The organism is Micromonospora sp. SCSIO 07396 (assembly GCF_053667945.1).
Genome location: NZ_CM132210.1, coordinates 4,962,934 through 4,987,400, shown reverse-complemented (window position 1 = coordinate 4,987,400; position 24,467 = coordinate 4,962,934). Strand labels below are relative to the sequence as shown.

The 24,467-nt window shown below is 73.5% G+C and carries 19 protein-coding genes; 6 read left to right on the top strand and 13 right to left on the bottom strand.

Annotated elements, in window-relative coordinates:
* Window positions 1-6 precede the first annotated feature (6 nt).
* The 4 genes from ACWCHM_RS21370 to ACWCHM_RS21355 form a co-directional block, all read right to left on the bottom strand.
* Entirely contained in the window at window positions 7-1,983 is a 1,977-nt protein-coding gene (locus ACWCHM_RS21370) for a RiPP maturation radical SAM C-methyltransferase (protein ID WP_454219516.1), read from the bottom strand.
* A 235-nt stretch (window positions 1,984-2,218) separates the two neighbouring features.
* The gene (locus tag ACWCHM_RS21365) at window positions 2,219-4,036 is read right to left on the bottom strand and encodes a prolyl oligopeptidase family serine peptidase (protein ID WP_454219515.1); all 1,818 of its coding nucleotides are present in this window, start codon (window positions 4,034-4,036) and stop codon (window positions 2,219-2,221) included.
* Window positions 4,033-5,355, bottom strand: coding sequence for an MFS transporter (locus ACWCHM_RS21360; RefSeq protein WP_454219513.1), 1,323 nt, complete (start codon window positions 5,353-5,355; stop codon window positions 4,033-4,035). The genes ACWCHM_RS21365 and ACWCHM_RS21360 overlap by 4 nt, the downstream gene beginning before the upstream one ends.
* A gap of 498 nt (window positions 5,356-5,853) precedes the next feature.
* On the bottom strand, window positions 5,854-7,131 hold the full coding sequence (locus tag ACWCHM_RS21355) for a hypothetical protein (protein ID WP_454219511.1): 1,278 nt from the start codon (window positions 7,129-7,131) through the stop codon (window positions 5,854-5,856).
* Between the two features lie 277 nt (window positions 7,132-7,408).
* On the opposite strand from ACWCHM_RS21355, the gene ACWCHM_RS21350 reads away from it, so the two are divergent.
* The gene (locus ACWCHM_RS21350; RefSeq protein WP_454219510.1) at window positions 7,409-9,898 is read left to right on the top strand and encodes an ATP-binding protein; all 2,490 of its coding nucleotides are present in this window, start codon (window positions 7,409-7,411) and stop codon (window positions 9,896-9,898) included.
* A 57-nt stretch (window positions 9,899-9,955) separates the two neighbouring features.
* Here the strand turns inward: ACWCHM_RS21350 and ACWCHM_RS21345 are convergent, their stop codons facing one another.
* The 4 genes from ACWCHM_RS21345 to ACWCHM_RS21330 all read right to left on the bottom strand — a co-directional run bounded on the left by ACWCHM_RS21345 (window position 9,956) and on the right by ACWCHM_RS21330 (window position 14,680).
* Window positions 9,956-12,097, bottom strand: a complete 2,142-nt coding sequence (locus ACWCHM_RS21345; protein WP_454219509.1) for a CotH kinase family protein — start codon at window positions 12,095-12,097, stop codon at window positions 9,956-9,958.
* Window positions 12,088-12,924 (bottom strand): polyphosphate polymerase domain-containing protein, encoded by an 837-nt coding sequence (locus ACWCHM_RS21340; protein ID WP_454219507.1) that lies wholly within the window; start codon window positions 12,922-12,924, stop codon window positions 12,088-12,090. Before ACWCHM_RS21340 ends, ACWCHM_RS21345 begins: the two co-directional genes overlap by 10 nt.
* Entirely contained in the window at window positions 12,921-13,523 is a 603-nt protein-coding gene (locus ACWCHM_RS21335; RefSeq protein WP_204956738.1) for a DUF4956 domain-containing protein, read from the bottom strand. Before ACWCHM_RS21335 ends, ACWCHM_RS21340 begins: the two co-directional genes overlap by 4 nt.
* Before the next feature lie 329 nt (window positions 13,524-13,852).
* Window positions 13,853-14,680: a DUF72 domain-containing protein gene (locus ACWCHM_RS21330; protein ID WP_454223132.1), complete on the bottom strand. Its 828-nt coding sequence runs from the start codon at window positions 14,678-14,680 to the stop codon at window positions 13,853-13,855.
* A 181-nt stretch (window positions 14,681-14,861) separates the two neighbouring features.
* On the opposite strand from ACWCHM_RS21330, the gene ACWCHM_RS21325 reads away from it, so the two are divergent.
* Window positions 14,862-15,590: a Clp protease N-terminal domain-containing protein gene (locus ACWCHM_RS21325; RefSeq protein WP_204956739.1), complete on the top strand. Its 729-nt coding sequence runs from the start codon at window positions 14,862-14,864 to the stop codon at window positions 15,588-15,590.
* A gap of 97 nt (window positions 15,591-15,687) precedes the next feature.
* Here ACWCHM_RS21325 and ACWCHM_RS21320 read toward each other — a convergent pair whose 3' ends face one another.
* A complete protein-coding gene (locus ACWCHM_RS21320; protein WP_204956740.1) occupies window positions 15,688-16,206 on the bottom strand; it encodes a hypothetical protein in 519 nt (172 codons plus the stop codon).
* 232 nt (window positions 16,207-16,438) lie between these two features.
* The gene (locus ACWCHM_RS21315; protein ID WP_204956741.1) at window positions 16,439-16,639 is read right to left on the bottom strand and encodes a DNA repair protein; all 201 of its coding nucleotides are present in this window, start codon (window positions 16,637-16,639) and stop codon (window positions 16,439-16,441) included.
* A gap of 197 nt (window positions 16,640-16,836) precedes the next feature.
* On the opposite strand from ACWCHM_RS21315, the gene ACWCHM_RS21310 reads away from it, so the two are divergent.
* Both ACWCHM_RS21310 and ACWCHM_RS21305 read left to right on the top strand, forming a co-directional pair.
* Complete coding sequence (locus ACWCHM_RS21310) at window positions 16,837-17,499, top strand: GNAT family N-acetyltransferase (protein WP_204956742.1); 663 nt, start codon at window positions 16,837-16,839, stop codon at window positions 17,497-17,499.
* A 414-nt stretch (window positions 17,500-17,913) separates the two neighbouring features.
* On the top strand, window positions 17,914-18,255 hold the full coding sequence (locus tag ACWCHM_RS21305) for an STAS domain-containing protein (protein WP_204956743.1): 342 nt from the start codon (window positions 17,914-17,916) through the stop codon (window positions 18,253-18,255).
* 130 nt (window positions 18,256-18,385) lie between these two features.
* Here ACWCHM_RS21305 and ACWCHM_RS21300 read toward each other — a convergent pair whose 3' ends face one another.
* Entirely contained in the window at window positions 18,386-19,846 is a 1,461-nt protein-coding gene (locus ACWCHM_RS21300; protein ID WP_454219505.1) for a glycoside hydrolase family 3 N-terminal domain-containing protein, read from the bottom strand.
* Between the two features lie 199 nt (window positions 19,847-20,045).
* On the opposite strand from ACWCHM_RS21300, the gene ACWCHM_RS21295 reads away from it, so the two are divergent.
* The gene (locus ACWCHM_RS21295) at window positions 20,046-21,221 is read left to right on the top strand and encodes an ROK family transcriptional regulator (RefSeq protein ID WP_088641729.1); all 1,176 of its coding nucleotides are present in this window, start codon (window positions 20,046-20,048) and stop codon (window positions 21,219-21,221) included.
* A gap of 96 nt (window positions 21,222-21,317) precedes the next feature.
* On the opposite strand, the gene ACWCHM_RS21290 is transcribed toward ACWCHM_RS21295, so the two are convergent.
* A complete protein-coding gene (locus ACWCHM_RS21290) occupies window positions 21,318-22,331 on the bottom strand; it encodes an ABC transporter permease (RefSeq protein WP_204956745.1) in 1,014 nt (337 codons plus the stop codon).
* A complete protein-coding gene (locus ACWCHM_RS21285) occupies window positions 22,328-23,326 on the bottom strand; it encodes an ABC transporter ATP-binding protein (protein ID WP_454219503.1) in 999 nt (332 codons plus the stop codon). The genes ACWCHM_RS21290 and ACWCHM_RS21285 overlap by 4 nt, the downstream gene beginning before the upstream one ends.
* A gap of 75 nt (window positions 23,327-23,401) precedes the next feature.
* On the opposite strand from ACWCHM_RS21285, the gene ACWCHM_RS21280 reads away from it, so the two are divergent.
* The gene (locus ACWCHM_RS21280) at window positions 23,402-24,289 is read left to right on the top strand and encodes an ABC transporter ATP-binding protein (RefSeq protein WP_454223131.1); all 888 of its coding nucleotides are present in this window, start codon (window positions 23,402-23,404) and stop codon (window positions 24,287-24,289) included.
* The last annotated feature ends 178 nt before the right edge of the window (window positions 24,290-24,467 follow it).

The following is a 24,467-nucleotide window of genomic DNA, read 5'->3' as shown; positions in this document are numbered from 1 at the left end:
CTCCCCTCAGACCGCGCTGAGCACGGCCGGCTCGCCCGCCCCGGCGGCTGCCCCGGTCTCCGCGGCCTCGCGTTCCAGGTGCAGGTGGTCGATGCGCAGCAGATCCTGGTTCATCGCCTGCGGGGCGATCTGGATGAACTGCCCCGCGTCCTCGTAGACCAGGCCGAGATCGCGCCAGCGCCCCAACAACGCCGTAAGGACCGGCTCGTCGACCGACAGCCGTCGGCTCAACGTGGCTATGCTGTGCGGCTGGTCGAGCTGCCGGAAGACGGCCACCTCGACGGGGTCGGTCAGCCGTAGCAGGTGCCAGTCGAAGTGCTTGCGCCGGCTGACCAGCACGATCTCGTCACCGAGGTCGTGGTGGGTGAGCCGGCTGCGGGCGTACTCGTGTTGCCACTCGGTGACCGCCCGGCCCAGCCGGTCGGCCGTCGCGCCGTCGATGCCCTGCGGCGCGACGTCGAACAGGTAGGCCAGGTCCATCAGCTCCGACTCGGGCAGGTCGTAGATCAGCCGGTACTGCGCCGCCGGCCGCAGGTCGGTGAAACCCAGCTCGGGACGGACGAAGAACGGGCTGAACCGTTCGATGGCGATCCGGGTGCTGCCGTCGGCCGGGCACAGGTGGTGCAGGGCCGGCATCTGCTCGATGACCGGCAGGTAGTCGGCCTCGGTCTCGCCCGGGAACCCGTACAGGTAGTTCCAGGCGATGGTGATGCCGCTGGTCTCGGCGTCGCGCAGCATCCGGATGTTGAGGCAGCCGCTGACCCCCTTGTCCATCAGCTTGAGCACCCGGCTGTTGAGGCTCTCGATGCCGGGCTGCACGCTGACCAGGCCGGCGTCGGCCAGCGCCTGCACCTGCGGGCCCTTCATGTTCGACTTGATCTCGTACTGCAACCGCAGGTCGTAGCCGGACTCGGTGAGCCGGGGCAGCAGCGAGGTCACGTAGCTCATGTCGAGGATGTTGTCCACGACGAACATGTCCAGCACCTGGTGCCGCTCGACCAGTTCGATGATCTCGTCGTAGAACCTGCCCGGGTGCTTGCTGCGGAACTGCATGAACGACCCGTTGAGGCCGCAGAACGTGCAGTGGTGCTTCTCGCCCCACCAACAGCCCCGCGCCCCCTCGACGACCAGCCGGGGCTCGACCCAGTTGCGGGCCCGGGAGGCGGCCAGCCGCTCGAAGTAGCCACCGTAGTCCGGGGCGACGATCTCGGCCGGCGGCAGCGGTTTGCTGCTCATCGGGTTGGCCACCGAACGACCGTCGGCGTCGGCCCAGCACAGCCCCTCGATGCCGGTCAGCGCGTCCGCCGGCACCGCGCCGGCCGGGTCGGCTGGCTCGGCCGGGTCGGCCGGGTCGGCTGCGGGCAGTGTCGCGCCGATCGCGGCGAGCAGTCTGGGGAACACCGCCTCGCCCTCGCCACGGACCACGTAGTCGACGAACGAGAAGTTGCGGTGGATCGCGGCACCCTGCTCGCCGTCGCAGTTCGCGCCGCCCATCACCGTACGGATGCCGGGCGCCCGCTGCTTGACCGCCCGGGCGGTGGCGAGCGCGGCGGCGTTCTGCTGGAACGTGGAGGTGAAGCCGACCACGTCGGGCTTCCGGGCGACGATCCGGTCGGCCAGTTCGGCGACGAACTCCGGTGCCAACCGGTGCAACTCCAGGTTGAGCGCGAGTTCCCGTTCCGTCATCTGGGTCCGGACGCGGTCGGTGAACTCTTTCACGCGCCATTGTGGATCGTCGTACAGGGCGGAGGAGAAGACCCAGTCGCCGCAGCCGGCAAAATAGGTGAACAACGAGTAGTAGTAATAGTCGCTCAGCCCGAACTCCGTCCGGTCGACCACCCAGTCGACGAAATCGAGATTCGCGTGGACGGCCTCGACCTCGGCATCCGGCAATTTCTGGCGGACACTGTTGGTGAGGATTCCGATTGCCAACGAGGGGACGTCGATGGAAGTCCAGGGCGTATTGACCAGCAGAACCCGCACGTGAACTCTCCTTTCTCGTGATGTCCGGGCCGGATGACGGGGGATACGGGGCGCGGGCCACCTGGACCCGCACCCCGTACGGCCGCTAGAAGCTGACCTTGACCGTGACCGTGACCGTGACGTTCGAGGCCCGAAGCTGGTCGCGGTTGCCGTTGATCGGGTCGTTCTCGACAACGTTCTTGCGCATGTCGTTCACCTCCTCTCCGGTATCGGGGGGACAGGTCACGTGCCGGGGTCAGCCCACCGGGCGCGCCATCGCGAGCGCCACCGGGGTGCCTTCGTCCTGCACGCCGTCGAAGTGCCGCTGCATGAACAGCAGCACGGTCTGCATCAGAGCCAGGTGGCTCTGCGCGTCGAAGTCCTCGTGTCCGGCCCGCCGCCGGACCACCTGGTGCGGGATGCGCCGCTCGGCCAGCAGCCGCGCGTAGTGCTCCACCGGGGCCGGCGGGCAGCGCACGTCACCCGTGGAGACGGCCAGCAGCACCGGTGCCCGGACCCGGTCGACGTAGGTGACCGGCGAGGAACGGGCGTAGCGCTGCGGCACCTCGTCCGGGGTGCCACCGAACAGCAGCACGTCCAGCTCCCGGAGCGCCGGGGTGGCCGCCTCGAACGCGGCGACGTAGTCGGCCACCGGGCTGATCGCGATGCCGAGCCGCCACAGCTCCGGTTGCCGGCCGAGCGCGAGCAGGGTCAGGTAGCCGCCCCACGAGGTGCCCCACAGCGCGGTGCGCCGCTCCTCGACGACACCCTCGGCGACCAGGTGGGCCCGGACCGCGGCGAGATCCTCCAACTGGGTGAGGCCGACCCCGGCGGAGAAGTCGTTGCGCCAGGCCGCGCCGTACCCGCTGGAGCCCCGGTAGTTGACCCGGACCACCGCGCAGCCGGTGCTGACCAGGATCTCGACCAGCGGGTCGTAGGCGTCGCGGGCGTGCTGGAACGGCCCGCCGTGGACCAGGAAGACGGCCGGCCGGGGCCCTTCCCGGTCGGCCGGGAGGGCCACCAGCGCGGGGATCGGGCCGCCCGGTCCGGGCACCAGGATCTCCTCGCGGCGGTAGTCCGTAGGTGCCGCGACGGCCTCCGGCCCGCCCACGTCGGGCCGACCGCCGGGGTGCTGCGGCAGCTCCACACCCCGCACGGAGCGCAGTTGCGGCGGGGTCACCGAGTCGGTCCACACGTACGCGATGTCACCGTCCGGCCAGACCGCGGCGTCCAGGACGCTGCCCGCCGGGGTGTCGACCACCGCCCGGGTACGGGCGGCGAGGTCCACCTCGTGCAGCAGGGTGCGGGCGTGCCGGTCCTGTCGGACGAGCAGGCGCTGCCCGTCGGGGAACCAGCCGGCGGTGATCTCGGTGTCGAAGCGGCACCAGTCGTGCCTGACCACCCCCTCGGCGGCGGTCCAGGTGGCCGGCAGGTAGCCCCCCTCGTCCTCGACGACCAGCAGCAGCCGGGCCAGGTCGACGCCCGGCGCGAAGCCGAGCGCCCACACCCGGCGGTCCGGCCCGCCGGGGATGTCGGCCAGCCGGGTGCCGTCGGCGGTGAACACCGTGACCGCCCGGTCGGTGGCGGCGTCGCCGCCGACCACCAGCAGCCGGCCGGCCGGGTCGAGATCGACCAGGTAGGCGTAGCCGCCGACGTGGACGCGTTCACCGACCCGCCCGTCGCCGGTACGCAGGAAGACGGTCATCCCGCCGTCGTCGGAGAGGCCGACGGCGGTGCTGCCGTCGGCGGCCATCGCGATGCCGGCATGCCGGGCGGGCAGCACCGACGGCAGCGCCCGCGTCGACCGGTCGGGCCGGTCGAAGTCGCACGTCCGCCAGGTGCCCACACCGCCGAGATCGTCGTCGAACCACCAGATGGTGGCCCCCGTCGGGTCGAGCGCCGCCCGGACCGTGCCGGCCGGGCGGTCGGTCACCTGCCGGGCGGTGCCGGCGGCCCGGTCCCAGGCCAGGATCTCGCAGCGGCCGTCGGCGTCGCCGACGTAGACGGCCCGGTGCGGGGCGTGTTCGGCGACGACCGGCAGCGCCGGGTAGAAGAGCCGGTGGCCGCGACTCATCGGTGGGCCTCCTCGGGATCGGCGCTGGCCCCGGCGTCGCCGTCGGCGGTCCCGTCGGGGTCGGCGGCGACGCCGTCGTCGGTGCCGGCCGTCGCGCCGGCGCCGGCCCGGAGCTGGCGCACGACGAGCGTGGTGTACGTGGCCAGCACCGCCAGCGCGGCGGCGAACACCAGGGCGACCGTGGCCGGGCTGTACCAGGCGACCAGCACCCCGGCCAGCAGCGGTGCGGGCGTCTGGAGCACCTCGCCGACGGTGCCCATCACGGTGGCCACCCGACCCTGGAGCCCGTCGGGCGTCACCGCGATCACCCGGGACTGGAAGATCACCCCGAGCAGCGGGCTGAGCAGGAAGACCAGCCCGAACAGCAGACCGTAGCTCCAGGTCTGCCGGGCCTGGGACATCGCGACGACCAGGGCGACCATGGCCCACGAGGCGAACACGATGACGGTGACCGGTCGGACCCGGCTGAAGATCATCGGTGCGGCCAGCGCCCCGCCGAGGCCGCCGACGCTGGCGATGGTGAGGATAAGGCCGATCGACGCGGCCGGGGCGCCCTGCCGGCCGGCGGTCAGGATGGCGTAGTAGACGAGCGCGCCGAAGGTGACGTTGATGCCGGCGGCCCAGATCGTCACGAAGCGCAGGAACGGCTGCCGCCAGACGAACCGCAGCCCCTCCCGCAGGTCGGTGCGGAACGAGGTGCGCTCCCGGCGTTCGGGGGTGAGGTCGGTGCGGATGGTGGCCACCAGCCCGGCCGCGACCAGGTAGGACACCACGTCCGCCAGGAACGGCAGCCAACGCGCGAGCTGGTAGAGCGCGCCGCCGAGCAGTGGGCCGACGATCCGGGCGGCGTTGTTGCGGGCCTCCAGCCGGGCCAGCGCCTTCTGGTCGTCGGTGGGCAACAGCCGCCGGATCGCGCCGGAGCCGGCCGCCTCGTAGCCGCTCTGCGCGACCCCCTCGACGAACGCGGCGGCGGCCAGCAACCCGAGGGTCGGCACGCCGGCTGCGACGCAGACGAGGATCGCGGTCATCGCGCCGGCCGCGACCAGCAGCGAGACGATCATCATGCGTTTGCGCGGCAGCCGGTCGGCCAGCACCCCCGCCACCGGCGCGGCGACGAGCCGGCCGGTGAGGGCCAGCGCGCCCACCAGCCCGGCCGCCGCCGGTGACCGGGTCACGGCCAGGGTGACCAGCGGGAGCACGATGCCGGTGGCCTGCGATCCGAGCTGGTCGATCGCCCCGGCTATCCAGTAACGGTGGAAATCGCCGCCGCGGTGGGGGTTCTCGCCCGGTTTAACCGCTGCGGTGGGGGTGGCTGTCATAGCCTCGTCCGCACAGTTTCCATGATTTTCCCAAATCTGTGTGCGAGGTCTGTCGGTAAGAGTTCGCGTGATCCGGGTGACATTTGTCGGCCCCAATGGTCGCGGGGGGTGTCCACGAGGCTAACAATGCAGTGTGCGGAAAGCAAGGATTCGAATACGGCCGGTTATGGCACTTATTCGGTTGTGGGGATGATGGGCGGCTTGTGCACCTCTGTCAATGAATCTGCACTACGCGCCAAACCTCCGGGCGGCGGTCTGTGTCGATTGTTTTCGGCCCGCCGTCATTTGTCGTGAATTAGTGACGTGCGACGATGTCACAAGATGATGCCGTCATTCCGGTCGACGATTTCGTGAATCCCGCGCCGACCGGTCGATCACGAGCGGCCGGGTCGGTACGCGAGCCACGCGTACCGACCCGGCCGTCGGGTGGACCGGCGCACGGGGCCGCGCCGGTCCACCCTCCTCCGCCGGCCCCCCGTCGACCGGAGACCTGGTCCGTCAGCCGAGGATCACGCCCGAGGCGCCGACGCCCGCCATCCCGGAGATGATGTCCTCGTAGTACATCCGCCAGGCGCAGACCCGACCGGTGGGCCGGTAACCGGTGCAGGCGGTCACCGCGCCGCCGTCGTCGATGGCGGTGTTGGTGCCGGTGGCCCAGACCTGGAGGGTGTTCGCCGCGTTGACGATCTCCACCGGGCCGCCGCTGTCGCCCTGGCCGACCGCGTTGGTACGGGTGGTGCTCTCCGCCTGCACCTGGCCGCAGACCGTGCCGAAGTCACGCACGTTGATGCACAGGTTCCGGGCCTTGACCTGGATCGAGCACCGGGTTCCCGAGTACGCCCCCGAGGTGCAGACGAAGTTGCCGACCTGGCTGGCCTGCGCGCCGATCACCTGGTTGCTGAACTCGCTGACCACCGCGCCGTTGGCGTCGGTGCTGTTGTTGAAGACCCGTCCGCCCGAGGCACCCGACAGCAGCAGGGTGTCGGTGCCGGCGTTGCGGGTGCCGACGATGCCCATCGACTGCCCGGTCGGGTCGGTCGCGGCGTTGTTGATGTTGCCGCAGTGCGCGGCGGAGAGCATCCGCGCCGACCCGCCCTGGAAGACCCCGAAGCCGGTCGAGCAACCGCCACCGGTGGTGGCGTTGCGCCACGCGCCGCCGCCCCACCACGGGGCGGTGTCGTCCCACCGGGTGGCGGGCGCGGCGGCGACACCGGTCTGCACGGTCACCGGGACGCCGGCCATGCCGGCCGCGCCGAGCAGGCCGCTCTGCGTACCGACGAGGAGGCCGGCACCGTCGGCGCGCGGCCCGACCGTGGTGAGCTTGTCACCGGCCGCCCGGCGTAGCCTGGCCGCCGCGACGTCCAGCTCCCGCCGGGTGTACGTGGCGGGCAGCACCTCGGTCGGTACGGTGGCCCGGCTGGTCGCCACCAGGCTGGCCGGTGCCTCGCCCTTCCAGAAGACCTGCAGCTTGCGGGTGGTGGGATCGGCGATCACCCCGGCGAAACCGGACTTCGCGTCGCGCTGCGCGAGCTTCGTGATCCGGGCGGCGGCGGTGTTCATCCGCTGCTGGAGTTCGAGCAGCTCCTTCCAGGAGGCGAAGCCGCCCGGCACCGGCGTACTGTCGACGAACGACCCGGCGGCGGTCACCTTGCCCCCGGCGGCGGGAGCGGGCGCGGCGGTGGCCGGTGCGGTGGCCACCGCGGTGACGAGCACGGTGACGCCGAACGCCGCGGCGGCGGCCCGGCGCAGCAGCCCGGTCGGGTGTGGACGAGACATACGTACCCCTTCCCCAGGGTTTCGTGGTGCGGGCCTCAACCCGCCCTGGGGACATTGGCAGGTGCCCCGGGTGTCCGGCGGCGCATCCTGGACACGGCCGGACACCCCCGGACAACGCCGGACGGACGGCGGACGAACGCTGGAGGACTGCGGTCGACGAAACCGGACCGACATGAAACTGTCATACATCGGCGGTCGCCTACCCGACGCTGTGCCGCCGGTCCTACCCTCCCCCTGTCGGCATCCGGGGCGACGGATGGCCGGGGGTGGAGGCCGCATGTCCGACCAACGGGTCCCTTCGGGCATCCGGCAGCCGACGGCCGGGACGGTTCGTGCGGCGGCCCCGATGTCCCCACTGGACACCGGGATACACACCGTCGAGGAACTGGCCGCCCTGCTGCGGCAGCTCCGCCGCCGGGAGGCCCGGCAACAGGGCGAGACCCCGCTGACCTACCGCCAGCTCGCGGCGAAGACCGGCTGGTCACGTGGGGTGATCGGGGAGTACTTCGCCGGGAACATCCTGCCCCCGCCGGAGCGGTTCGACACCCTGATCCGGTTGCTCGGGGCCAGCCCCGCCGAGCAGGGGGCGCTGGCCACCGCGCGGGACCGGGTCGAGGAGCGCCGCCGGCTCGCCAGCCCGGAACACCCCTCCACCGGCCGGGCCGGTCGCGCGGTCGTCCGCCCCCGGGCCGGCGGCGGGCGGGCCGGCCTCCCGCCGACCCGGCTGCCGGTGCCCCGCCAGCTGCCGCCGGCGCTGCCCGGCTTCGTCGGCCGGGCCGCGCAACTCGCCCAGCTCGACGCCGGCTGCGCCGGACACGACACACCCGACGGTGACGGGCCGACCACCACGATGACCCTGTCGGGTACGGCCGGCGTCGGCAAGACGACCCTCGCCGTGCACTGGGCCCACCGGGTCGCCGACCGCTTCCCCGACGGACAGCTCTACGTCGACCTGCGGGGATTCGACGCCACCGGCGCGGTGGTGACGCCCGCCGAGGCGGTCCGGGGTTTCCTGGAAGCCCTGGAGGTGCCGCCCGACCGGGTCCCCACCCACCTGCCCGCGCAGGTCGGGCTCTACCGCAGCCTGCTCGCCGGCCGACGGATGCTGGTGCTGCTGGACAACGCCCGCGACGTCGAGCAGGTACGGCCGCTGCTGGCCGGCAGCCCGGGCTGCCTGTTCCTGGTCACCAGCCGCAACCGGCTGGCCGGCCTGATCACCGCCGAGGGGGCCCGGCAGATCGCCGTCGACCTGCTCAGCACCGCCGAGGCGTGGCAACTGCTCGCCCGACGGCTCGGCCCGGACCGGCTGACCGTCGAGCCGCAGGCGGTCGACGAGATGATCGAACGCTGCGTACGGCTGCCGCTGGCGCTGGCCGTGCTCGCCGCGCGGGGGGCGGCGCACCCCACGTTCCCGCTGGCCACCATCGTCGCCGAGCTACGCGGGTCGCCGCGTCTGCTGGACTCCTTCGACGGCGGGGACACCGGGACGGACGTGCAGTCGGTCTTCTCCTGGTCGTACCGGAACCTGACGCCGGCGGCGGCGCGACTGTTCCGGCTGCTGGGCTGCCATCCGGGGCCCGACGTCGGGCTGGCCGCGGCGGCGAGCCTGGCCGGCCTGCCCCGCAGCCAGGTGTCCCGGCTGCTGGCCGAGCTGGCCCATGCCCACCTGGTCACCGAGCACGCACCCGGCCGGTTCGTCGCGCACGACCTGCTGCGCGCGTACGCGGGGGAGCTGGCCGAGAACCTCGACCCGGGCGAGGACCGGCGGGCGGCGGTCCGGCGGGGGCTGGACCACTACGTGCACAGCGCCCACGCGGCGGCACTGCTGCTGCAACCGGGCCGCGACCCGGTGGCCCTGGCCGACCCGCTGCCCGGGGTGCACCCCGAGGAGCCGACCGACCACGGGCGGGCGCTGGCCTGGTTCACCGCCGAGTACCCGGTGCTGCTGTCGGCGGTCACCCACGCCGGGCGGCACGGCTTCGACGGTCACGCCTGGCAACTGGCCTGGAGCCTGGTGGATTTCCTCCAGCGCCGGGGCAACTGGTCGGACCTGGCCGCCGCCCAGCATGCCGCCCTGGCCGGGGCGCGGCGGGCGGGCGACCGACCCGGGCAGGCGAACGCCCACCGTGATCTCGCCCGGGTGCTCAGCCGGCTGGGCCTGGTCGACGAGGCGGTGGAGCACTACCGGGAAGCGCTGAGCCTGTTCGGGGCGCTCGGCGACCGCACCGGTCAGGCGCGTACCCATCGGGCGTTCGGGGCGATGCTCGACGGGCTCGGCCGGTACGCCGAGGCGCTGGGGCACGGGCAGCGGGCGTTGGCGCTGTACCGGGCCGCCGGCCACCCGGCGGGGGAGGCCAGCGCCCGCAACGCGGTCGGGTGGGCGCACGCCCAGCTCGGCCAGTACGGGCCGGCGCTGGAGCACTGCACCCGGGCGTTGACGTTGCTGCGCCCGACCGGCGACCGGCACGGCGAGGCGAACACCTGGGACAGCCTGGGCTTCATCCACGACCGGCTCGGCCACCACCGGCAGGCGATCCGCTGCTACGGCCGGGCGCTGGCGCTGTACCGGCGGATCGGCGACCGGTACGACGAGGCGGACACCCTGACCCGGCTCGCCGAGGCCCGGCACACGGCGGGCGACCCCGACGGGGCGGTGCGGACCTGGCGACGGGCGCTGGACATCCTCGACGAACTCGGCCACCCGGACGCCGCCCGGGTCCGGGAGCGGCTGAACCGGGCCACGACCGGGACCGCGGCCGGGGACTGACGGTTCGACGCTACCTGGCACCGGCGGAAAGACCGGCCGGTGCCAGGTAGCCCGGGGTCAACCCGTGGTGCAGCTCGGCACCGGGAGGCCGGGGCTGCCGGTGGACGAGCCGAGGAACCCGAACGAGGTGCTGGCACCGGCCGCGAGCGCGCCGTTGTAGGCGACGTTGCGGGCGGTGACCGTCGTGCCCTGGCTGGTCACCGTCGCGTTCCAGGCCTGGGTGACCCGCTCGCCGTTGGCGTACGCCCAGGTCACGGTCCAGTTGCTGATCGCCGAGGTACCGGCGGTGACCCGTACCTCGCCCTGGAACCCGCCGGTCCACTGGCTGGTCACGGTGTACGTCGCGGTGCAGCGCGCGGTGCCCGGGGGCGGGGTGGTGGTGGGCGGCGGCGGGGTCGTCGTCGGCGGTGCGGTGGTGGTGGGCGGCGGGGTGGTCGGGGCGGGTGACGTGGGCGACGGGGGCGGGGTGGTGACCGGGCCACCCCAGCCGGCGGTGGAGTCCAACCAGGCCGCCCGGCGCAGCATCCAGTCCCGCATGGCCTGGACCTGGCCCTGCCAGGTGGACGCGGTCGGGGTGTAGAACGGGCCGACCATCGGCGCGGTCAGGTTGGGCCAGCGCTGGAAGTTGCGCTGCGCGGCGTTGGTCAACGGTGCGGCCAGCGCGTTGATCCGGGTCTGCAGGGCGGCGTCGGCGAGCGGGCCCCGGCGTAGCGTCTGCCAGCGGGACCGGAGCTGGTTGACGAAGGCCGGGTCCCGCACCAGCTGCGGGAACCAGTCGTTGGCCAGCGGCTGCCGGGTCTGCTGGTACTGCCAGCCGGCGATCTGGTCGTTGCCGAAGTAGCCGCCGACGCCGAAGGTGAGGTCGTAGTCCCACAGCGGGCCGGCGAAGATCTTGGTGTCGCGGTCCTTGTAGAAGTACGCGCTGCGGATGTAGGAGTCCATCTCCCGGCTGAGTTCGTTGAGGACCATCTGGTCCACGAACGAGTCGACGTCGATGTACTTCCGGTAGCCGGTGACCGGGTCGGCGGAGTTCGGTGCCCGCAGCACGTCGTGGAACTCCTGGACGTAGCCCCGCAGCCAGTCCCGCTGGGGTGCCTGCAACGGTGAGGGGTCGCGCACCTCCAGGTAGTTCCAGCAGGTCGCCGCCGTACCGGCGCAGGTCAGCGTCGGCTCCTCGGCGGCCAGCCACTCGAAGCTCCAGATGTACCCGCCCTGGATCTTGGGCAGGGTCAGGTCGTCCTCGTCGAGCTGCTTGAGGTCGAGCCGGTTCTTCGAGTTCTTGATCGTCTCCACCAGCATGTAGACGCCCATGTAGTCACCGGCGGCCACCGGGGCGGCGTCGGTGTTCAGGTAGAACTCCACGAACCGGTACCGCGGCGCCGGCATGCCCATCTCGCGCCCGAGGTCGTAGACGAGCGCCTCCCGGATCAACGCCTTGTCGCTGAACGGCCCGCGCAGCACCCAGTCGGAGTCGGCCGGCATGCCGAGCATCGGGTAGTCGGCATCGTCGTTGTCGTTGCCCCGCAGCTCGACGCGGTACGGCGTCTTCTCGAACGACGCCGACGACTGGCCGCGCAGGTGGAACCCGGCGCGGGTGGCGACCGTCGGGGTCGCGGCCAGCGAGGTGGTGCCACCGCCGCCCGGCTCGAAGACCATGGCGGTGGCGTCGAGGTACTCACGGCCGGGCTTGCCGGCACCGTACGAGTCGAGCAGGACCACCGGCAGGTCGTGGGCGGTGGCGACGTTCTGGGCGACGTACATGGCGGTCCCGGGCGCACCGGCGGCGGTCTGGCCGACGAAGGCCTGCCCGCGGAGCTGGGTGGTCCGGGTGAACCGCAGCGGTGTGCCGGCGTACAGCGGCGACTGCGCGGTGGGCAGCCGGCCGTCGGTGGTGTACCGCACCTGCGCGCCGCCGATCGCGGTGCTCAGCGACACCGTCACCTCCCCCTGGAAGGTGCCGCTCGGCCGGGAGAAGACGATGTCGCCGACCAGCTCGTCCGCCGCCCCGGCGGCGGCGATGGCGTCGGCGGCGGAGGTGTCCAGGCCGGTGGTGATCCCGGCGCGGGCGGCGGGCGGGCCGGCGGTCGCGGTGGACGGGCCGGCCTGTGCCGTGTGCGGCACGAGGAGCCCGGTGAGGAGCACGGCCACGGCCGCGATCCCGACGGTACGTCGGGTGGGCGGGCGGACGGTCAGACGCACGATGTCTCCTGGGTGACTCGGGGGGTGGTGGGTGCCGGTGCCGGTGTCGCCGACCCGGTGGCGTCGCGGAAGTGGCGGCGCAGCGTCCGTCGCCACGGCACGTCCGGCAGGTCCGGTCGCAGGGCGGCCAGACCGGTCGCGTACTTCGAGATGCGGGCGGGTCGGGTGCCGCGCTGCCACAGCAGCCGGTCGACCGGGCCGGCCGCCGACCGGGTCTTGGTCTCGACCACGGCGACCCCGGGCAGGCCGAGGGCGCGGCGGTCGTCCTGCCAGTGCAGGTCGGTGTCGATGGTGACCCGGCTCGCGGTCGCCGGCAGCAGCAGCGTGGTACGCCGGTAGCCGGTCACCAGCACCGGTTCGAGGTGACCACCGGCGGGGGCGGACCGGATCGACTCACGGTCGAGCGCCTCGTCCACGAAGTCCCGCCCCGACCGGACGGTACGACGGTCCTCCGGCCGGTAGGGCAGCCGGTGCTTGGTGACCAGCCCCCGGGCTCCGCTGACCTTGACTTCCAGCCAGCACTGCGCCGAGTCGAGATAGGTGCGGGTGCGCACCTTGAAGCGTCGCCGCCGCCGGTACGCCGCGCCGTGGTAGCTGGCCAGGCAGGGGGTGTCGAAGTACACCGACTCGTAGCGGAAGGTGCGGGTGCCGTCGATGTCCAGCACCCGGGCGGACGGGGCGATCCGGTCGAGCAGGCCGGGCAGTTCGTCCAGGGCGACGACGTACTTGCGGTCCACCCGGCTCTGCAGCGCGGCCCGGTCGATCAGCTCGGCGAGCCCGACCGGGGGCAGGTCGGCCAGCGCCGACGCGAACGGCGGCGGGGTCATCGACGTGCTCCCGCCGGCACCGGCGAACCGGGGGTGGACGCCGGGGTGCGGTGGGCCACCGAGTAGCGCACGTCGACCACGGTGGTCTCGTTGACCAGGTCGACCCGCTGGGCGGTGGCGACGTGCACCCGGGCGTTGAGCAGCTGTTCCAGGTGGGCGACGAGGGCGACGTGGTCGGTGACGGCCGAGTCGAGCACCAGGATCTGGTGCCGGTAGTGCCGGAACACCCGGCGGTGGTCGCCGAGGAACATCACCGCGAGGATGAGCGCCATCAGGCCGCCGTTGAGCCAGACCGAGCGGGTGCCCAGCGCGCCGAGCAGGCCGAGGGCGAGGGCCGAGAAGTAGTACGCCACCTCGTGCTGGTCCAGTTCGGTCGAGCGGAGCCGGATGATGGACAGCACCCCGAACAGGGCCATCCCCAGCCCGACTCCGGCACCGACGTTGCTGGCGCTCAGGGCGCTGGCCACCGCGAGGACCCCGACGTTGACCCCCAGGTAGGCGACGACGAGGTCGCGGCGTCGGTGTCGGGGGAAGTAGAGCCCGAACACGAGCAGCGCCACCGCGCAGATGTCGATCGCGAACAGGACGACCTGCGTCATGTCTCTGGTTCCTCCCGGCTCGTCGGCGTGCCGGTCCGGCACCGCCTGCGTCAGCCCGGGGAGAAGCCACGGCGGTCAGCCGGAGCCGATCATCTTTTCGGTAAACTTTCGGTTACTCTTTCGGAACTGTAGGCATAACATTGAGAAACGTCAATCCGTTGTCCTGTGTGGGTGACGTGGTGAGACGCCGACGAGACGGCTGCTCCGGGCGGGGGAGGGGCGGCTGGCGGAGGGCCGCGCCCGGCGGAGTGTCCGGGCCCGGGTGTCGAAACTTTCGAGAGCGTCCGGCGCGGGATGGCCGGAACCTTCGACGGGGCGTCCGGCGGGTGTCAGAACAGGGTGAGCGGCCCGGTCGGGATCGGTTCGGGCAGCGCCGCCAGGGCGGGCACCCGGGCCCGTACCTCGTCGTGGAACCGGCGGGCGAGCAGCGGTGCGTCGGCGTTGTCCGGGGTGTGCACGAACACGGTCGGCGAGCGGCCCTCCCGCAGCCAGCCGGCGGTGATCTCCACCCAGCGCTGCCAGCCCGCCACGGTCTCCGCCTCGGCGTCGCGGCCGAGGTACCTGACGATCGGCCGGTCGGTCAGCGCCGCCGTCCGCAACGGCAGCCGGGGCTTCTTCGTCCACGCCTCCCGTTCCGCGTCACTGGTCGGCGGGGTGCGGAAGAACGCGGTGGTGTCGAAGGGCACCCACTCGGCGGACGCCTCGGCGAGCACCGCCTCCAGCAGTCGCGTCGCGCGGGGCTCCCGGAAGAAGGCGGGGTGCCGGACCTCGACGGCGTACCGGTGTCCTGGTGGCAGCCGGCGCAGGAAGTCGGCGAGCACGGGGACGTCCGTCGGGGTGAACGACCCCGGCAGCTGGATCCACAGGGCGTGCGTCCGGCTGCCCAGGGGGGCGATCGCGTCGAAGTAGGCCCGCAGCGGCGCGTCGGCGTCGACGAGCCGCCGTTCGTGGGTGACCACCTTCGGCAGCTTGAGGACGAACCGGAAGTCGGGCCCGGTCTGCCGGGCCCAGGACTCCACGGTCTCCCGGGCGGGGGTGGCGTAGAACGTGGTGTTGCCCTCGACCGCGTCGCACCAGCCGGCGTAGTGCCGCAGTCGCTCGTGCACCGGCAGCGGGTGGGCGATCAGCCGCCCCTGCCAGGACCGGTGGGTCCACATCGCGCAGCCGACGTGCAACCGCATGCTCCCGACCCTCCCGCGACGCCACCCGACCCGTCCGATCGCTGCACGCTATCGGAGCGCCGGCGACGCGCCACGGGCGGTCCGGTGGACCCGCCCCGGAGGTCGCAATCGTCAACTTCCGGTTGACGATGCGAGGGCGTCAACCTATGGTTGACGCATGACGGAATCCACTCAGCTCCCGCACCCTGTCCGCCTCGACGAGCTGATCCAGGCCATCAAGAAGGCCCGGCCGGACGCGCTCGACCAACTCAGCGACGCGGTGCTCGTCGCCGACCACCTCGGCGACCTCGCCGACCACCTGATCGGCCACTTCGTCGACCAGGCCCGCCGCTCCGGAGCCTCCTGGACCGAGATCGGCAACAGCATGGGGGTGAGCAAGCAGGCCGCCCAGAAGCGCTCCGCCGCGAAGGCCGACGCGGCCGCGACGCTGGACCCCAACGCCGGCTTCAGCCGCTTCACCCCGCGTGCCCGCAACGTGGTGATCGCCTCGCAGGAGGAGGCCCGCAGCGCCGGCAACCCGGAGATCCGCCCGGAACACCTGGCGCTCGGCCTGCTCGCCGAACCCGACGGCCTCGCCGCCCGGGCCCTGGTCGCCGAAGGGCTGGGCCCGGACACCGTCCGGGAGGCGGTCGTCGCCGCGCTGCCCGCCGCGTCCGACCAGGTCCCCGACCTGATCCCGTACGACGCGCAGGGCAAGAAGGCCCTCGAACTCACCTTCCGGGAGGCGCTGCGGCTCGGGCACAACTACGTCGGCACCGAGCACATCCTGCTGGCCCTGCTGGAACTGGAGGACGGCACGGGCGTGCTGTCCGGCCTCGGCCTGACCAAGGAACGGGCCGAGGCCCACCTGGCCGCCGCCCTCGCCGGATTCGCCGACGGCAAGTAACAACCCGACCTGGCCGGGGGCCGTCCCGCATGGCAGGCCGGGGGAGGGAAGGGCAGGCCGGGGCCGGGCGCGGCAGGGGGCGCGCCCGGCGGGCCGGTCAGTCGTCGGTGCGGAAGCCGTACCGCAGCGCGTGCTCCGGGTCGGCCGGGTCGATCTGCCGGATGCCGGCGTCGGCGAGCCGCTTGTTGACCTCGTCGAGCTGCTCGCGCACCAGCCGGGCCTCCTCCTCGGTGACCCGCCCCCGGTGGGGCTTCCCGGCGTGGTCGAGGGTGCCGTAGTCGATTTTCTCGGCGCTCTTGCGGGCCTTCGGCGGGCGGACCCGCTCGGCGGTACGCAGCAACTGGGCCATCGGGGTGTCGGTCGCCATCGCGTCGAACTCGCTGGCGGTCAGCACCACCCGACGCGGCTCCCCACCGGCGTGCCGGTCGTGGATCTCGACCACCGCCACGTCGAGCGCGGCGTCGTCGATGCCCTCCACCTCGGTCGCGGTGGCGTCCAACTGCACGGGCCCGGCCACCAGGTCGGGGTGCTCCAGCACGACGACCCGGACCACCTCGTCGTCGGGACGCAGCACCGTGCCGCTGAAGTCGGAGACGTGGATCGTCTTCTTGCCCATGCGCTGCGGTTCTCCTGTCGCTGGCCGGAATCGACCACAAGACGCTACCCGACAGGTGTGCGAACGCCCCGGCCGGACACCCCGGCGGGACGGTCGGCGCGTGGTGGAGCCGCCGGCGGCAGCGCGGTGGCACCCGGCGGGTCGGCGCGGTCGTCGGTCGTCGGTCCGGGCGCGTCCGCCGGTGGCCACGGGGGACGGACCGGGGCCGTCGTCGCGGGCGCGCCGTGCCGGGTCAGTGGGCGGTGAGGCCGCGTCGGGAGGAGATGCCGGCGGGGAGGATGTTCAACTCGCTCCAGGACAGTCGGGCGTTGACACCGCGACCGCGCCGGGCCTCCCGGTAGCGCGGCTGGGCCGGGAACCGGCCGACACCCCCCGCCGTGTTCCACACGCGTGCGCTGTCCTGCTGGTACCGCTCGTTCGGCTGCATGGGCATGGCCATTACCGTCCCAAAGAAAGGTGTCCATGTATGGAAATAGATATGACGCACGGTCGATGGACCGGGTTCCGGTGAGGCAGCTCACGGTCCGATTCCCCTCTACCCGTGACGTACTCCCGGTAACCGTGAGTCGGCCGGGCCGGCCCGGCGTACCGTGGATCATGGAGCGATCCACGGGGTGAGAGGGGCGGGCGGTGCTGGACCGGCGGTTGTACCTGCACCTGGCGACCTGGCTCGGGCAGTGGCCGGCCCCGCCCGGCCTGCACGTGGTCGGCTCGTGGCGGCGGACCCGGCCGGCGTGGGACGGCCGGGTCCGTCCGGCCGTCGCGGTCCGGGTCGCCGGCAGCACCGTGCTCTCCGTGCCACCCGCGCTGGTCGCGGCCGTCCGGGAGTTGGCGGCCGGACCACGCTGCGCGCTGTACGGGGCGTTGCCGGCACTGGTCGGGCGACCCTCCTGGGTGGCGCACGACGACGTGTTCCGGTGGTGCCTCGCGCCGGCCGCGCTGCCCGACGTCGGCGTCTGGACCGCCCCCACCGACCCCGCCCTGCCACCCTGGCTGCACCTGTTCGACCGCGAGGTGCTCGTGGTGCGCGACGCCGACGGCGGCTATCTGGCCGGGGTCGGCGTCAAACGGCACGACGCGTACGGGCACGAGCTGGCCGTCGGCACGGTGCCCGCGGCGCGCGGCCGGGGGCTGGCCCGACGGCTCGTCGCGCAGGCCGCCCGCCGGGTGCTCGACGAGGGCGCCGTCCCCACCTACCGGCACGATCCGGCGAACACCGGTTCCGCCCGGGTCGCCGAGGCCGCCGGGTTCGCCGACCGGGGCTGGTCGACCTACGGCGTCTATCCGCCGTGAGGGCGGGCCGGGTGTACGGCGTCCATCCGCCGTGCGGGCGGGTCGGGTGTTCGGCGTCTGTCCGCCGCGCCGGCCGGCGGCGCGGACCGTGGATCCCGGGCCGGATCCACGGTCCGCTGCCTGCCCCAGGCCCCGCCGTGACCGGCGTCCACCGGTCGACCCTTGGTGCTGGTCACGCTACGTACTCGAATGCCCGTCCGGCAAGTGGTGATCGGTGGGTCGACTCTGTCCAGTAGTGGACTTGAGCTGGGGTTAAGGAAAAATTTCCTGGCTGGGCTCGGTAACGCAACGTGCTTGTCTCCTGCCGCGGTGGCTGCCCGGCAGAGCGGTGTCAGGGGCCACCGGTAGGGTCGGGCGTCGCGGCGAGAGCCGGCGCGCGGTCGGGGACGGCCGGTTGGCCAGGAGTGGACGGGTATGCAGCTGCCGACGCCGGGCGAGGGACCCGGGCGGGTGGTCCTGGCACCGGTGGGTGACCTGGACATCGCCACCGTCCCCGGGCTGCAACGCGACCTCGACGAGGCGCTGCGCCACCCGGGCCTGTTGGAGATCGTCGTCGACCTGACGGCTGTCACCTTCCTCGATTCGACGGGGGTGGCCGCGTTGCTGCGCGGGGCGGCCGAGGCGGTCGGCCGGGGGGCCACCCTGCGACTGGTCGACCCGCAACCTGTGGTGTCCCGGGTCCTGCGGATCACCGCGGTCGCCCGGCTGCTCGGCCTCCCCGACGACCGCGGCGACCCGGCCCCCTGGCGGCGCTGACCGCCTCACCTCGCCGACCGCTCCGGTCCCGTCCCGGGCGTGGCCGGCGTCGAGGCGGACCGGTCAGCGGCACGTCGCCGGCCCGGCCGGCTCTTCCGCGCGGGTGCGCCCACCCGTCGGGGACGGCGGGTCAGCCGGTCAGGCCGAGCACCTCCGCCGCCGCACGGCCGTTGGCGTGGCTCGCGCCGTAGGTGGTGACGAAGGCCCGTACCCCGGCCGGCCGCCACCGCCCCGGCCAGCCCATCTCCACCACCGTCACCTGATGCGTCGCGGCCAGTGCCCCGACCAGCGCGGGGCCGCCGGGCAGCCGGTGCAGGTGCCGTCCGACCAGCACCACCGGCCGGTCCCCGGCGAGCCGTCGTACCGTGGCCGGGTCGACCTCGGTGGCGACCACCCGGAGCTGCTCGACATCGGTCAGGTGCGGGCCCAGTCCCCAGGGCACCCGGCCCTCGGCGACGGTGGCGGCGGCGTACACCTGCACCACGAGCGGCCGGGCCGGGCCGGTCGGGTCGCCCTCCACCCGCACCGCCAGGCGGGCGGCCCGGTAGCCCAGACCGGCATCGGCCGGGCCGGCGGGACCGGCCGGGCGGGCGGTACCGGTCCAGGCGGCGAGCGCGGCGGCGCGACCGGCGGCCTGCTCCACCCGGGCCCGGTCCAGCCGGCCGTCCCCGAGCGCCCCGACGATCTCGGCCACCACCCGCTCGACCAGCGCCGCGTCGACCTTCGCGCCCAGGCAGAGCAGGTCCGCCCCGGCGGCCAGGGCCCGTACGGCGGCCGGCCCGACCCCACCGGCGGCGACCGCCGCGCCCTTCATCTCCAAGGCGTCGGTGACCACCGCGCCGGTGAAGCCGTACTCGCCGCGCAGCAGGTCGACCAGGACGGCCCGGCTGAAGGTGGCCGGCCCGTCGCCGGTCAGCGTCGGCACCCGGATGTGCGCCGTCATGACCGCCTGCACGCCCGCGTCGACCGCCGCCGCGAAGGGCGGCAGGTCACGGGCCCGCAGCAGCGCCGCGTCGGCGTCCACGGTGGGCAGCTCGTGGTGCGAGTCGGCGACGGTCGCGCCGTGGCCGGGGAAGTGCTTGGCGCAGGCCGCCACCCCGACCGACTGGAGACCCGCCACGGCGGCGGCCGTGTGGGCGGCCACCCGCGCCGGGTCGGCCCCGAACGCGCGGGTGCCGATCACCGGGTTGTCGTCGGCGGTGTTCACGTCCACCGTGGGGGCCAGGTCGACGGTGACGCCGACGGCGGCCAACTCGACGCCGATCGCCGCGTAGACCTCCCGGGTGAGCGCGGTGTCGTCGACCGCGCCGAGCGCCGCGTTGCCCGGGTACGGGCTGCCGGTGGCGTGTGCCAGCCGGGTCACGTCGCCGCCCTCCTCGTCGATGGCGAGCAGCACGTCGGGCCGGGCGGCGCGCAGCGCGGCGGTGCTCGCCGCGAGCTGGCCCGGGTCGTGCACGTTGCCGCCGAACAGGGTGTGCCCGGCCAGCCCCTCGGCGACCAGCGCGACCGCCCAGTCCGGCGGCACCGGCCCCGGGTACGCGGCCAGCAGCGTGCCCAGCGCCAGCCGGCGCAGTCCTGGATCGATCCCCACCTGAACCCCCTCTCCCGCCGCCCGAACCCGCGCCACGGGCGGACCGGCCGGATGTCGGCGTGTGCCGGTGGACGGCACGTGTGTCGTCCCGGGCGGCCGGGTCGTCCGAGTTACCCGCCGCGGGCCGGCCGATACGCTACGGACATCCCTGATCAACGCGATTCGGTTAGCAGAGTTTACGGAAACCAGAGGACGTGGCATGAGTGCGACCCGGCTGCCCGGAACCCCCCGACTGTTGCGGGCGCTCAACGACCGTGCGGCGCTGGAGCTCCTGCTCGAACGCGGCCCGCTCACCCGCGCCCGGCTCGGCGAGCTGACCGGCCTGTCCAAGGTCACCGCCTCGCAGCTGGTCGAGCGGCTGGAGGAGCGGGGACTGGTCGCCCGGGTCGGTGAGCAGGCCGGTGGGCGGGGGCCGAACGCGCAGCTGTACGCCGTGCGGCCGGGCAGCGCGTACGTGGTCGGGGTGGACGTCGGGGCGGAGCGGGTGGTGGCCGCCTGTGCGGACATCACGGGCGCGGTGGTCAGCCAGGTCGAGCAGTCCACCCGGGACACCGACGACCCGGTCGGCGTGGTGCACACGGCGGTGGTGCAGGCGGCCAGCCGGGCCGGCGCGGAGCTGGACAGCGTACGGCGGGTGGTGCTCGGCACCCCGGGTCTGGTCGACCCGGCCACCGGGGACATCACGTTCGCGTTCAACCTGCCCCGCTGGCACCGGGGTCTGCTCGCCGCGCTGCGCGAGGACCTGCACACCCCGGTCGTCTTCGAGAACGACGTCAACCTGGCCGCCGTCGCCGAGGCGCAGTCCGGGGCGGCACAGGGGCTGGCGGATTTCGTCCTGGTCTGGGTCGGTGCCGGGGTGGGCCTGGCGATCATGCTGGGGGGCCGGCTGCACCACGGCAGCAGCGGCGCGGCCGGCGAGATCGGCTACCTGCCGGTGCCGGGGGTGCCGATCCCCCGGGACGTCTCGCGTCGGGCCAAGCCGGCGTTCCAGCAGCTCGCCGGGGCGGACGCGGTCCAGGCGGTGGCCCGGGAGCACGGCATCGACGCGCCCGACGCGGCAGGTGCCGTGCGGGCCGCCATCGCCGCCGGCACCGCCGGTGGCCCGCTGCTCGACGAGCTGGCCCGACGGCTCGCCCTCGGGGTGGCCAGCACCTGCGTGGTGCTGGACCCGCCGCTGGTGGTGCTCGCCGGTGAGGTGGGGCAGGCCGGCGGGGCGGCGCTGGCCGAACGGGTGCAACACGAGGTGGCCGCGATCACCCTGGTCCGGCCCCGGGTGGTGCCCACCGGGCTGACCGAGGAGCCGATCCTGCGGGGGGCGCTGCGGACCGCACTGGACGCCGTGCGGGACGAGGTGTTCGGGTCGACCGTCGGCTGACCGACCACCCTGCCCGCCCGTCACCATGAAGGAATACTTCACCACTGCGCCGATCACGGCAAGATGTTGCCGTGATCGGCGCGGGTCGGGCCGCCCCTAGACCAGGTCGCGGCGGCGGAACGCGACGAACGCGGACCCGGTGACCGCACCGGTCAGCGCCAGCAGCACCAGCAGTGCCGGCCCCCAGGTGATCGTGTAGAAACCGCCGTCGCAGAGGCCGCTGCCCGGCGCGCAACCCCGGTCGTCCCAGAACTCCAACCGGCCGGACAGCCAGGCGCCCAGGTAGTTGGAGAGCATCAGCAGGTCGGCCCGGGCCACGTCGAGGATCTGCAGCACCAGCCGGACGCCCATCTCCCAGACCACCGCGTACGCGGCGACCGCGCCGAGCGCCGCCGAGGTGTGCCGGCCCAGCGTGGCGATCCCGAAGCCGAGCACGGTCGACAGCAGCACCAGCACCAGACCCCGCCCGTAGATCGCCCCGAGCCCGCCCCAGAACTGCCCGTCCAGCGGGCCCGGCGCGCCGGCCGTCTGCCCGATCGTCCAGAAGGTGCCCAGATAGAGCACCGATGCCAGCACCGCGAGCACGGCCACCACCCCGACCAGGGTGCCCAGCTTCGTGCCGAGCACGCTCAGCCGGCCCGGACGCCACAGCAGCAGGTTGACCACCCCGCCCGAGTTCAGGTCGGCCCCGATGTACGACGCGCCCACCAGGAAGCCGAACAGCACCAGGAACGCGATCAGGAAGTAGAGCAACCCCCGCGCCTCCTGGGAGAAGACGAAGACCGAGGTGAGGTAGTCGGTGGCCACCGGCAGCCGCTCCATCCGCGCCGGGTCCAGCTCACCGCAGTCGGCCGGCACGTAGCCCGAGTCCTCGGTGATCGGGATCTCGCCGGCCCGGACCCGCAGGCAGCGGGTGTGCTCCGCCTCCATCGCGGCCACCGCCTGCGCGGCCTGCTGCTGCGCGGCGGACAACTCCTGCGCCGTCGGCCGGTGCGACCCGATCAGGGTGGTCGCGGTGGTCACCGCGAAAGCCACCGCGAGCAGCAGCACCATCAACTGGACGAAGCGGCGCGCGGTCAACCGCTCCACCTCGGCACGGACCAGGTTCACGCGTCCACCCTCCGACCGTCGGTCCGGTCCAGTTCGATCAGCGGCTCGTCGCCGGCGGTGTCGTCCGCCTGCCGGGGCGGGGCCGCGCCGGCGGTGAGGTCGAGGAAGACACTCTCCAGGTCCGGCCGGATCGGGGTCAGCTCGCGTACCCACAACCCCTGCCCGCCGAGGGTGCTGCTGATCAGCTCCGGCTCCGACGCGCCCCCGACCACCAGCACGTCGTCGGGGTGGACGGCTACCGTCAGCCCGACCTCCCGCAGCATCTCCGCGCCCCGCTCCGACTCGGCCACCCGGACCCGCCACTCGTGCGGGTCGTGCCCGGCCAGCACGTCGTCCACCCGGCCGGCCGCCACCCGACGACCCCGCGCGATGATCGTGACGTGGTCGCAGATCAGCTGGATCTCGGCCAGGATGTGGCTCGACACCAGCACGGTCACCCCGGACCCGGCGAGGGTCCGCATCAGGTCCCGCATCTCCCGGATACCGGCCGGGTCCAGCCCGTTCGCCGGCTCGTCCAGGATCAGCAGCTCCGGGTTCTTCAACAACGCCGACGCGACGGCGAGCCGCTGCTTCATGCCCAGCGAGTAGCTGCGCACCCGGTCCTCGCCCCGTTCCCGCAGGCCCACCTGGTCGAGCACCTCGTCCACCCGGGACGTCGGCACGCCACCGGCCACCGCCAGCAACCGCAACGTCCGGTGCCCGGTGAAGTTGCCGAAGAACTGCGGACTCTCCACGATCGCGCCCACCCGCCCGGTGACCCGACCCAACTGCTCCGGGGCCGGCGCACCCAGCACCCGCAGCTCCCCGGCGTCGGCGTTGACCAGCCCCAACAGGGCACGCAGCGTGGTGGTCTTGCCGGAGCCGTTGGGGCCGAGGAAGCCGTGCACCTGACCGGCCTCGACGACCATGTCGAAGCCGTCGACCGCCACCCGCCTGCCCCGCCGGATGGTGCGGAACGTCTTGCGCAGACCGGCGATCTCGATGACCGCGCTCATCCGCACCGCCCCTCGTCTCGTACGGGCATGGGTCGTCCTCCCGGGATGGTGACCAACGACACGGTGCCCCACCCTATGGCCGGGCCACCCGCCCGTGGGGGGCGGCCTCGGGCTGCGTGGTTGGATGGAGCGGTGACTGGTGACCCGTTCCCCGCCGCAGCCACCCCCCCGACCGTGGACGCGGATCTGGTGGTCAGCCTGGACGGCGTCGCCGTCCGGCGATCCGGCACCGCCCTGCTGCACGACGTCGACTGGCGGGTCGAGCTGGACGAACGCTGGGTGGTGCTCGGCCCCAACGGCGCCGGCAAGACCACCCTGCTCAACCTCGCCTGCGGCCAACTGCACCCGAGCGCCGGTGTCGCGCACGTGCTCGGCGAGCGGATCGGCCGCACCGACCTCACCGAGTTGCGGACCCGGATCGGCCTGACCACCGCCGCCGTGGCCGAGCGCATCCCCGCCGAGGAGCGGGTCGGTGACGTCGTGCTCACCGCCGCCTGGTCGGTGGTCGGCCGCTGGCGGGAGAGCTACGACCAGGCCGACGAGTCCCGCGCCCGTGCCCTGCTCGGGCAGCTCGGCGTCGGCCACCTGGCGGAACGGGCGTACGGCACCCTCTCCGAGGGTGAACGCAAGCGGGTGCAGGTCGCCCGCGCTCTGATGACCGATCCGGAACTGCTGCTGCTCGACGAGCCGGCCGCCGGGCTCGACCTGGGTGGCCGCGAGGACCTCGTCGGCCGGCTCGCCGAGCTGGCAAACGACCCGGACGCCCCGGCCCTGGTGCTGGTCACCCACCACGTCGAGGAGATCCCGCCCGGGTTCACCCACGCCCTGCTGCTGCGCGACGGCGCGGTGGTCGCCCAGGGCCTGCTCGCCGACACCCTGACCGCCGACAACCTCACCAAGACCTTCGGCCTCCCCCTCCTGGTCGAACGCCACGGCCCCCGCTGGACCGCCCGCGCCACCTAACCCCCCACCCCCCACCCCCACCCCCCACCCCGGCGTCGATCATGGAGTTGTGGTGGGGGAAAGGCCCTCTCATGCCCCTTTTGCGGCCACCGTAAGTCCATGATCGACGGGATGGGCGGGGTGGGGCGGGATGGGCGGAGCGGGTGGGTGGGTGGGGATTTAGACTTGTCGTGGTTGT